The organism is Meiothermus sp. (assembly GCF_025056915.1).
In the GTDB taxonomy this organism is placed as follows: Bacteria; Deinococcota; Deinococci; order Deinococcales; family Thermaceae; genus Meiothermus.
Window position 1 is genome coordinate 1 of record NZ_JANWVH010000090.1, and the last position, 11,112, is coordinate 11,112.

The 11,112-nt window shown below is 63.0% G+C and carries 6 protein-coding genes; 5 read left to right on the forward strand and 1 reads right to left on the reverse strand.

The features are described from left to right. The coding region (proS, locus tag NZN28_RS12455) for a proline--tRNA ligase (protein WP_295398666.1) at positions 1-1,337 on the reverse strand (1,337 nt) is incomplete at its 3' end. A gap of 504 nt (positions 1,338-1,841) precedes the next feature. Here proS and NZN28_RS12460 point away from each other — a divergent pair. From NZN28_RS12460 to NZN28_RS12480, 5 genes are all read left to right on the forward strand, one after another. Further along, the gene (locus NZN28_RS12460) at positions 1,842-4,178 is read left to right on the forward strand and encodes a S8 family serine peptidase (RefSeq protein ID WP_295398667.1); all 2,337 of its coding nucleotides are present in this window, start codon (positions 1,842-1,844) and stop codon (positions 4,176-4,178) included. Positions 4,179-4,236: 58 nt separating this feature from the next. Further along, the gene (locus NZN28_RS12465; protein ID WP_295398668.1) at positions 4,237-4,764 is read left to right on the forward strand and encodes a GNAT family protein; all 528 of its coding nucleotides are present in this window, start codon (positions 4,237-4,239) and stop codon (positions 4,762-4,764) included. Between the two features lie 81 nt (positions 4,765-4,845). After that, on the forward strand, positions 4,846-7,788 hold the full coding sequence (locus tag NZN28_RS12470; protein WP_295398670.1) for an AAA family ATPase: 2,943 nt from the start codon (positions 4,846-4,848) through the stop codon (positions 7,786-7,788). 36 nt (positions 7,789-7,824) lie between these two features. After that, a complete protein-coding gene (locus tag NZN28_RS12475) occupies positions 7,825-8,004 on the forward strand; it encodes a hypothetical protein (RefSeq protein ID WP_295398672.1) in 180 nt (59 codons plus the stop codon). An 87-nt stretch (positions 8,005-8,091) separates the two neighbouring features. Then, complete coding sequence (locus tag NZN28_RS12480; RefSeq protein ID WP_295398673.1) at positions 8,092-10,971, forward strand: Ig-like domain-containing protein; 2,880 nt, start codon at positions 8,092-8,094, stop codon at positions 10,969-10,971. Positions 10,972-11,112: the final 141 nt, after the last annotated feature.

Sequence of the window (11,112 nt, forward strand, 5' to 3'; positions counted from 1 at the left end):
CAGCGGGTGGTGACGGTGGTCTCGGCCTTGATCTGCTTTTCGCAGTCCTTGTCGCCGCAGTGGAAGGCCTTCACGAAGCCCTGTTCAACTTTCTCCTTGAAGGCCTCGTAGGTATCCACGGCCCAGGTGTGCGCGTCGCGGAACTGCAAAGCGCGCGCGTAGAGGTCGTGCTGGAACTGCTCGAGCTGGCCCGGCAACAGGCCCAACAGCTCGGAAAGCTGTACGATCTCCTTGCCGCCCAGACGGCTGGCCAGCACCGCCGTACCGGCCTCCACGTCGCGCGGGCCTAGCTCGAGGCGCAGCGGCACCCCCTTCAGCTCCCACTCGTTGAATTTGTAGCCAGGGCTGTACTGGTCGCGGTCATCGAGGTGTGCGCGGATACCCGCTTGCTTTAGCTCATGGAGCAGTTTCTGGCATGCCGGGAGCACTGCCTCTCGAGTCTCGGCTTTGTAGATGGGCACGATCACCACCTGGATGGGGGCCAGACGGGGGGGCAGAATCAGGCCCTTATCGTCGCCGTGGGTCATCACGATGGCCCCCACCACCCGCGTAGTAAAGCCCCAGGAGGTGGTGTGGACGTACTTGTTCTGCTGGTCTTTGTCCTGAAACTGGATGTCGAAGGCTTTGGCGAAGTTCTGGCCCAGATAGTGCGAGGTGCACGATTGCAGCGCCTTGCCATCCCGCATCATGGCCTCGTAGCTGATGGAATAAACCGCCCCGGCGAACTTCTCCGACTCGGTCTTGGGGCCTTCCCAGCCGGGAATGGCGCACCAGTCGCGCAGCACCGTGGCGTAGACCCCGGCCATGCGGCGGGCTTCCTCTTCGGCTTCCTCCTGGGTGGCATGGGCGGTGTGGCCCTCCTGCCACAAAAACTCGGTGGTCCGCAAAAAGAGCTTGGTCCGCAGCTCCCAGCGCACCACGCTGTTCCACTGGTTCAAAAGCTGGGGCAGGTCGCGGTAGGTGCGAATCCACTTGGCCCACATGTACCCGATGATGGTCTCGGAGGTCGGGCGCACCGCCAAAGGCTCCTCCAGGGTCTCGCCCCCGGCCTGGGTGACCACCGCCAGCTCGGGGGCAAAGCCCTCCACGTGCTCGGCTTCCTTTTGCAAGAAGCTGATGGGGATGAAAAGGGGGAAGTAGGTGTTTTGGTGGCCGGTTTCCTTGAACATGCGGTCGAGCTCGCGCTGGATGTTTTCCCACAGAGCATAGCCGTAGGGCTTGACCACCATGGTGCCGCGCACCGGGCCATAGTCCACCAGGTCGGCTTTGAGCACCACCTCGTTGTACCACTCGTTGAAATCCTCTGATTGCGGAATGAGGCCTTTGTCCTTCGCCATACCGACCCATCATAGCGGATGTTGTCCGAAGTGGCGTTGGCGGCGAAGAAAATTTGTCTGTAACGGACGCATACTTTACGAAACGTCTAAGTAACCTTCAAAGGTAACCAACAAACCCGCCTCAACCTCCTAGTATTATTATCGTCAAAAAAAATCTTTCTCTACAGAAAGGAGGCTGGTCGTACACCCAAGTTTTGATGTTTCCCTAAACCACAAAGCCCCAAAAACCACCAAATCTTGAAAGGAGAAAGCGTGCGAAAAACATTGGTCATTCTTGGAGCGGCTGCTTTGCTGTCCGCGTGTGGAAACCTAAGGTCGGGGAGTCAGCCCGCCCCAGAAGTTCTCGCCACGCTACCACCCCAACCCACTACCTCGAGCCTGGTCAACGAAACTCCCACCCGGTGGTTTGTGGAATTGTCTGGTGGCGCCGCAGCAGATGGCATCAGCCTGCAAAGCCTGCAGGCCCAGCAAGCTGCTTTTCGACAGGCTGCCCAGGCTGCGGGTGTGAGAATACTCTTCACCTACACCCAGCTTGTCAATGGCTTCTCGGTGGAGGTGCCCGGAAACAATCGCAAGTTGCTGTACGCTCTGCCTGGGGTGGAGGGTGTCTATCCCATCGGCACATATAGACTACCCCCACGTGAAGCGGCCAACCCCGATCTTGCCAGTGCCATCACTCAGACCGGCGCCGACATTGCCCAAAACGACCTAGGTCTCTCAGGTCGGGGGGTCAAGGTAGGCATCATTGACTCTGGCATAGATCTCCAGCACCCCGCGTTTGCCGGACGCATCGTGGATGGCTACGACTTTGTGGGTGATGACTACGATGCCTCCGACCCCAGCAAATCCACGCCCGTTCCGGACCCCAACCCCGACGACTGCGACGGCCATGGCACCCACGTCGCCGGTATTGTGGGTGGAAAGGACAGCCAGATTACCGGAGTGGCGCCTGGAGTCCAGTTTGGCGCGTACAAGGTTTTTGGCTGCGAGGGTTCCACCGGCGACGACGTAATTTTAGCGGCCCTCGAGCGTGCCGAAACCGCAGGCATGGACGTGGTCAACATGAGCCTGGGATCGCCTTTTGGCTGGAGCATGCTGGGTAAGGCCATCACCAAAATGGTCAAGCGTGGAACGGTGGTGGTTGCTTCAGCGGGCAACAACGGCAACCTGGGCTTGTTTGCTACGGGCGACCCCGCTGCGACTGAAGGGGTTATTAGCGTAGCCTCCTTCGACAACGTCAGCGTGAATGCCCAAAAAGCTGTAGTGAACGCCAACGGTAACCCGCTGGGCTATCTGGTGCTTGGTGGGGCCGATGCACCCCCCACCAGCGGCACCAGCGCAGAGGTTGTATGGATTGGGCGCTCTTGCAATGCTGATGCCTTGCTTGGCAATCCGGCAGGCAAAGTGGCCCTGATCGAACGTGGTGCCTGCACCTTCAACGAGAAGTACCAGAAAGCCGTTGCCGCCGGTGCTGTGGGGGTCATTATTCACAACAACGCGGCGGGCCTGTTTGCAGGCGCTGGGATTACGGGCGTGGCGGGGGTTTTCGGTATCAGCATCTCCCAGGCCGATGGCCTGGCTTTGCGTGCCCTCACCTCGCCCACAACCCTGACCTGGACGCCCGACACCACGCTGGTCAACAATCCTACCGGCAACCTGATTTCCACCTTCAGCTCCTGGGGACTCAGCCAAGACCTCAAGCTCAAGCCCGACCTGGGCGCGCCTGGAGGTCTGATTCGCTCGGCTTTACCCCTGGAACAGGGAGGCTATGGCATCCTGAGCGGCACTTCGATGTCGGCTCCTCATGTAGCAGGTGCGGTGGCGCTATTGCTCGAGGGCAACCCGGCTTTCTGGCGTACCCAGCGGCCCAGCGAAGTAACCAAGTACCTGCAAAACACCGCCATGCCCAAACCCTTCGCGCTGGCACCCGGCAGTGGCTTCCCCGAGACCAGCTTCCGCGAAGGCGCGGGAATGATTGACATTGTGGCGGCGGTGCAAAACCGGGTGACCGTGACGCCCTCGGCCATCTCCTTTGCCGAGAAGAGCGGAGCGCACACCGAACGTCTGGTGCTCAAAAACCGCAGCAATGTTCCCTTGATTTACAGGCCGGTTCACTTGCCGGGGCCCTCGGCTACAGGAAATATCTACACTCCAAGCTTCACCACCGCTGCGGCCACCGTTAGCTTTAGCCATTCGCAGATTACGGTTCCAGCTCGAGGCGAAGCCGTTCTTACGGTAACCATTGCTCCGCCCACAGGTTTGAACCCCAAGAGTCTGTACGGTGGGTACATCCTGCTCAATCCCGTGGGGGCTGGCATCAAAATGAACGTGCCGTACGTGGGAATGCAGGGTGGCTACCAATCCGTACAAGTGCTGACCCCTGCAGGGGCAGGCTTCCCCTTGCTCGGAAAGCTAAACCCAGCGGGTACTGGCTACGAAATCCTACCTAGCGGTGGCACCTTTACGCTCCAGGGCAACGATCTGCCGCAAGTGCTGGCTCACTTTGAACACGGCGCTCAGGCTTACGAAATGGTCATTCTGAACGCGGCCACCAACACGCCGGTTCACCCCAAATTCAATCGCGCCGATTACGGAGAGTACATCCCACGCAATACTTTGGCAAACGGTTTCTATGCCATTCCATGGGATGGAACGCGTATCACCAAGTACAAGAACGAGGACATCTACGGAAACAAGATTCCTATACCCAGTGAATTCCAGGCTGTTCCCAACGGACAGTACAAGCTGCAAATCCGCGTGCTAAAGCCCACAGGAAATCGGAACAACCCTTCAGACTGGGAAACCTGGACCTCTCCGGTCATTACCCTGGCCCGGCCCTGAGCCTCGAGCGCTTCAGAAGACCCGCTTCGGCGGGTCTTTTTTCGTATGCTAAAAGCACATGGAACTGCGCGGCCCCCGCGTTTTGCTCCGCCGGCCCCGCCCGGAGGACACCGAGGCGCTCTTCGCCCTGATGTCCGACCCCGAGCTGGCCCCTTTTGTCTACTGGAACCCGCACCAGAGCCCCCACGAGACCTACGAGTACCTGGAGCGTTTGCAGGCCCGGGAAGGCTTTTTCATCATCGAGGCCGAGGGCCGGCCCGCCGGGGTGATTGGGCTGCACCTGGACTGGCCCAACAAGCTGGGCGAGACCGAGACCTGGCTGGGGCGGCCCTACTGGGGCACCGGCCTCAACACCGAGGCCAAGGTGGTGCTCTTCGACTTTGCCTTTGGGCCCTGGGACTTGCGCCGCATCCAGGCCATCGCCCACGTGCATAACCCCCGCTCGCAGCGGGCCCTGGAGAAGCTGGGCTTCAGGCGCGAGGGGCTCTTGCGCCGCTGGCGCTGGATTCGCGGGGAGCCCTGGGATTTTTACATGTACAGCCTGCTGCCCGAGGAATGGATGTCGAGCCGCCCACCCATCTTTTAGCGCTACAAACCCCGTTACGTCTCTACAACCGGTATACCTGGCGCTACAATAGGGGCTAATCCACCTGCGCCGGAAGCGCGTATGCCAAGGCCTGCCTGTTTGTACCTGCTGGACGAGCCCCACGTGCGGGTGGGTGATGGCGACGTGCGCCACGACTTAGCCCCCTCGAGGCCCGCCCTGCTTTTGCTCTACCTGGCCTGCCGGGGAGAGTGGGTGAGCCGCGAGGCCCTGGCCGCCCTCTTCTGGCCCGAGAGCCCCGAGGAGGAAGCCCGCCACAACCTGCGGGTGGTGCTGCACCGGGCCAGGGCCCTGCCCTGGGCTACGGCGCTGGAAGTGGCCCGCGAGCAGGTGCGCTTTGGCATCCCCACCGACGTGGCCGGCTTCCGCCGGGCGCTGGGCCAGGCCGACTGGGAAGGGGCCCTGCGCCTGCACCGGCGGCCCTTTTTGCAGGACTTCCCCCTGCACGACGTGCCCACCCTGGAAGACTGGGCCGCCCTCGAGCGCGAGAGCCTGCTGGAAGCCTGGCAGCAGGCCGCACGGCACCAGGCCGAGGCCCTCCAGCAACAAGCGCAGTACGCCGAGGCCGCCCGGCTGCTGGGGGAAATTCTGCGGCAAAACCTGTTGAGCGAGGACATCCTGCAAGACTACCTGCGCTCGGCCTACCTGGCGGGCCAGCGCGAGGCCGCCCTCAAGGTCTACGAGCGCTTTGCGGGGGAGCTGAAGCAGGAGCTGGGGCTGGAGCCCATGCGGGCGACCCTGGAGCTGGCCCAGGCCCTGCGGCGGAGCGAGCCGCTCAAAGCAGCCCCCCCAAAAGCGCCCCCCAAAATTCCCCTCGAGGTGCTGCACCCGCCCCGCCTGGTAGGCCGCGAGGCCGAGCAGGCCCGGCTGCGGGCGTGCTCGGCCCTGCTGGTGCGCGGGGAGCCGGGGGTGGGCAAGTCCCGCCTGCTGCAAGAGGTCTTCCCCCAGGCCCCCCTTCTCCAAAGCCGCGAAGGGCTGGAAAACGTGCCCTTCTACGCGGTGCTGGAGTACCTCAAGGCCAACCTGGAGAGCCTCCCCGACCTGGGCCCCTACCGCGAAGACCTGGCCCGCCTCCTGCCGGAGCTTTACCCCGGCTTCACCCCGCCCCCCGCCGAGCCCGGCAGCGCCAAAGCCAGGCTCCTGGAGGCCCTGGCCCGCGCCCTGGCCCCCGCCGGGCGGCTCTTGTTCGACGACCTGCAGTGGGCCGACGAGGGCACCCTGGAACTGTTGCTGTACCTGCACAGCCGGGGCCAGCCCTGGGTGGGGGCCTACCGCACCCACGAGGTGGGGCCCGCCCTGGCTCGAGCGCGGGAGGCCCTGCGCGGAAGCGGGGTAGAGGAGCTGGCCCTGGAACCCCTGGAAGCGGCCTCGGTGCAGGCCCTGCTGGCCGATTTGATCGGGGTGGAGGAGGGGCCCCCGGTCTTCGCGGGCTGGCTGCACGGCCAGACCGGCGGCAACCCCTTTTTTGCCCTCGAGACCCTCAAGGCCCTCTTCGAGAACGGGGTGCTGCGGGCCGAGGGGGGCCAGTGGCGCACCGACCTTGACGAGGTGACCCGCGACTACAGCGAGCTGCAAATTCCCCCCAAAGTGGCCGAGGTGATCCGCCGCCGGGTGGGCCGCCTGTCCGAGCCCGCCCTGCGGGTGGTGCAGGCCGCCAGCGTGGTGGGCGAAGGTTTTGGCTCTAAGCTCCTGGCTGGGGTGACCGGGCTTTCGGAGTGGGCGGTGCTGGAGGGGGTGGAGGAGGCCGAGACGCTGGGGCTTGTACAAAGCGCCAAGTTCACCCACGACCTCATACGCCAGGGGGTGTATGGTGACCTTCCGTCCTCCAGGCGCGCCATGCTGCATAGAACGGTAGCCCAGAGTTTGAGCGAGGCCGACCCCGCGGTGCGGGCCCGGCATTACCAGGCAGCCGGCGACCTTGAGCAGGCCAGCCGCCTCTGGGAGGAAGCCGCCGAGGCAACCCCCGACGCGGCGGTTGCGGTAGGGCTTCTGCGAAAGGCCCTGGAAACCAACACCGACCCCCAGCGGAAGGTGGAGCTCGAGCTCCATCTCATCCAGCAGCTAGGCGGATCCGGACAGTACGAAGAAGGTAAAAACCGCCTCGAGGCCCTTTTGCAAAAGCCCCTGAGCGTCTCCCAGCGGGCCTCGGCGCTGGCCTTGCTGGCCGGGGTTTATGTCCAGAACATGCAGGTGGCCCTGGCCGAGCCCATCTTGAACGACCTCGAGCAAAACTACCCCCTCGACCTTCTGGACGAGCACGCCCAGGTTACGGTGGGCTTGCTGCGCAAGTCCTGGCACTTCCAGCGGGGTGAGTACGAACAGGCGCTGGCGATGGCCCGAAGGCTGGCGGAGATTTATGCCAAACGCCCCGACCCGGCCACCCGCTTTGATCTGGTTTTGCTCAAAAACGATATGGGCGCCCAGCTTACCCAACTAGGCCGCTTCGACGAGGCCAGACGCGAGCTGGAAGAGGCTTTTGCCCTGGCCCAGGCCCTGAATTCCCGACACGGCAAGATTTCCTGCATGAGCAACCTGGTCTACTACTGGATTGTGCGAGGGGAGCCCGCGCATATTCTGGCGCCCGCTCGAGCGGTGCTGGCTGAAGACCCAGCCTACGAGGAAGGCCGCACCGACAACCTCGAGGTCAACCTGGGCACCGCCTGCCTGCGCCTGGAGCGCTGGGAGGAGGCCATCGGCCACTACGAGGCGGTGCGCCAGAAGGGCCGCCACCCCATGTTCGGCCTTCTGGCCCGCACCCGCTTGTTTGGCCTCTACCACCAGGTCGGCCAGCCCGAGAAAGCCCATCGGGCGCTGGAGGAAGCCCTGACCTTTCTGCCCAAGACCGCCCACCTGCCCACCCGGGCCATCCTGCTGACCCTGGCCCTGCAGCACGGCACCCCCGAGGAACGGGCCCTGGTGCAGCAGGCAGTCGAGCCTCTGGACCGAACCCGATTACCCCGCGAGATACGGGCCCAGCTCGAGGCTGCCGAGGCCGCTAAAGGCTGAGACGCTGGTGTAACGCTCCCCCCCTACCCTGTCCCCATGACCCCCAGGCTGCGCCGGAGCCTGCTGCTGCGGGTGTTCACCACCCCCGGCCCGGACGGCATTCCCCGCTGCTCGTACCGCGTCCACGACCTGAAGACCGGTCGGGAGGTGGAGTTTGCCACCTGGGAGGAGCTGCGGGCCTACCTGCAGCGCCGCTGGCCAGGCCGGCTGCGCTGAGACGCTGGTGTAACGCTGGGCTTCTACAGTGGCCTAAGAAGGCATTGCTCGCAGATTTTGGAGGGAAACACAGCCGAGGAGGAACCCATGAAACCGCGTACTCAGGCAGCGATGGTTCGCTTTCGCCAGTACTGGCTGGCCCTGGCCTTGCTGGGGCTCCTGCTGAGCTGCGCCCAGCCCAGCCCGCCCCCGCCGCAGGTGGTGCGGGTGGAGGTTGCCCCGGGGGGCCTGTTGCTCACCCGCCCGGGAGAGAGCCAGCCCCTGAGCGCCAGGGCCTACGATGCCCAGGGCAAGGAAGTCAAGGCCAACTTTACCTATAGCTCCAGCAACCCCGCCGTGGCCAGCGTCACCCCGGAGGGGCGGGTCACGGCCCAGGCCGACCTGGGTTCGGCCCGGGTGGTGGTGCAGGCCGGGCAGGCCAGGGCCGAGGTGGGGGTGATGGTGGCCCAGCCGGCAGCGGGGGCCACGCTGGTCTCGGATAGCCAGGTTGTCCGCATCGAAGGCACCGACCCCAACGCTCCCTTCAAGGTGGGCTACCGCTATGTGGTCACCCTGGAAGGGGTGGGTCTTCCGGCCGTGGGGAGCGTACTGATGAGCCAGGGCAGCCTGCCGGTGGCGGGAAGGGTGGTGGAGGCCCGGCAGAGCGGAAACCAGACCCTGGTCACCCTCGAGCTGGTGCCGCTGGGGGAGCTTCTCACCCGGTATCGCCTCGAGGAGACCTTCAACCTGGCTCACCTTCCGGCTGTTGTGCCCGACAGCGTGGGTTCGAACTTCGATGTGACCCCTAAAGGCAACGGCCAGTACACCCTCCGGCTCAAGCCCGGTAGGGTGATCCGCACCACCGCCCGCCCCGCCGGCAGCGTGCGGCCCATGCGGGAGTTCGAGGTAGGCCCCCTGGAGTGCGAGACCGAGTTGAGCGCCGTGGACCTTTCGGTGGACGAGGTGGAGGTCGAAGTAGACCTGTCCTCCATCGGCTTCGAACTCCTGTGGACCGAGGCAAACAAGAAGTTGTTGATGGTAGGCAGCCCCAAGGCCAAGCTGGCTTTCAATCCCTCCCTGGCGGCGGCCCTGGAGGGTAGCCTGGAGTGCAAGCTGGAGTTCTTTCAGATACCCTTGCCGGTGCCAAGCGTCCTCTCGGCGATAGGGCGCCTGTACATTCCCGTGGGGGCAGGTTTTGAGATAAGCGGTAAGGTGCCGGCCTTGGGTGTGGGGTTCAAGTCCAGCACGGAGTACCTCCTGGAGCTGCGGGCCGGGGTGGAGTGCACCCCCACCTGTTCCTTTGCCCGCCGGTTTGAGCGGAGGGAGACAAAAGCCGAGTTCAAGTGGGTTCTGCCCCAGGAGATACCCCGTGGCCTTAAGGTGGAAGCCGAGGCCAGCGGGTTCCTGTTCGCCGCCATCAACACCGGGTTACAGGCCTACATCACCAACACCGGCAAAATCTTCGGTATCCGGATAAGCGATTTCGAGTTCTTCGTGGCCAAGGCGGCCTTGAAGATCGAGGGAAAGCTGGCCTCGGAAGAAACCCAGGTGCGCGACCCCGAGTTTGCCGCAAAATATGGCCTTTCCCTCGAACTGAGCCTGAAGACCGGCAAGAACCTGCAAGGGGTCCTGGAGGTATTGCCCATCCCGGTTCCGGTTCCAGAGCTAAACCTCAAGTTCCCCTTTGAGTTGGGCTCCTCCCCCACGGCCACCACCCTCACCGCCGACCGCAACAGCTTCCGAGTGGGCGACACCGTACGCTTCCGGGTGAATCTGGGCGATACCCAGTTCCCCGTTCTGGGCTACCAGGTGGAGGCGGTGCGCGTCTACCGCAACACCGGCACCCCCGAGAACCCCGTGCTGGTGCTGACCAACCAGGCCACGGCCTCCCCCGGCCAGACCGAGTTCGAGCTTCCCTGGGTGGCCACAGAGGACGGCCAGGTGGTGGAGGGCAGCGGCGCGAGCACCCGGTACCGCTTTGTGGCCTTCGTCAAGAGCAAGCTGCTGGACACACGGCTCGAGCTGGGGAATGTCAGGGTGGGTTGTGCTGGCGCTGCAAACATACAGTACTGCATAACAGATCTGGCCACGCTGGGGGGTAATTCTTCCTTTGCCTGGGAAATCAACGAAAGCGGTCAGATAGTGGGACAGTCTCGCAATGCCGGTGGCCAAACCCGCGCTTTCCTGTGGCAGGACAACCAGATGACCGATTTAGGAACCTTGGGAGGCAGTTCCTCGGAAGCTTATGGGATTAACGAGAACGGCCAGATTGTGGGCTCCTCTCGCAACGCCAGTGGCCAAGAGCGTGCTTTCCTGTGGCAAAACGGTCTGATGACTGACCTAGGAACTTTTGGGGGAAGTTTCTCGTTGGCACGCAAGATTAACAACAGCGGTCAAATAACTGGCTGGGCTGCCAATGCCAGTGGCCAGGCTCGAGCGTTCCGTTGGCAAAATGGCCAGATGACCAACCTGGGAACCTTGGGAGGAAGCATCTCAGCAGGTTACGCCATCAACCAAAGCGGGCAGGTGGCGGGTGAGTCCGCAACTTCCGCTGGGGAAATCCGGGGCTTCCTTTGGCAAAACGGAATGATCAATCTGGGTACGCTGGGTGGAAACTTTGCGGAGGCCTACGCCCTCAACAACGTTGGACAGGTGGTGGGCATTTCAGCCCTTTCAAACGGCCAGACTCGTGCCTTCCTGTGGCAAAACGGGCAAATGAACAATTTGGGCACACTTGGCGGAAGCACGTCTACCGCTTGGGGTATCAATGACCAGGGCGTTGTTGTCGGCTCATCCGAGAATTCAAGCAATACAACGCGCGCTTTCATCTGGCGGAACGGTCAAATGAGTGATCTGAACTCTATGATTGACTCAGCCCTAGGGTGGGTACTCACCGAGGCTACCGACATCAACAACCAAGGTCAGATCGTTGGATACGGTCGGTTCAACGGCCAGACCCGTGCTTTCTTGCTGACTCCAGTTCAATAGAGCGCTCTTCACACCCTACTTATTCGTTGCTGACCGTTCAGGTGGCAGTTTTCTGCGCTATAGGCATTTCTGTTACACCAGACTCCGAGTCCAAAAACAGTTTTCTCTTGAGACGCTGGTGTAACGCTGGGCTTCTACAGT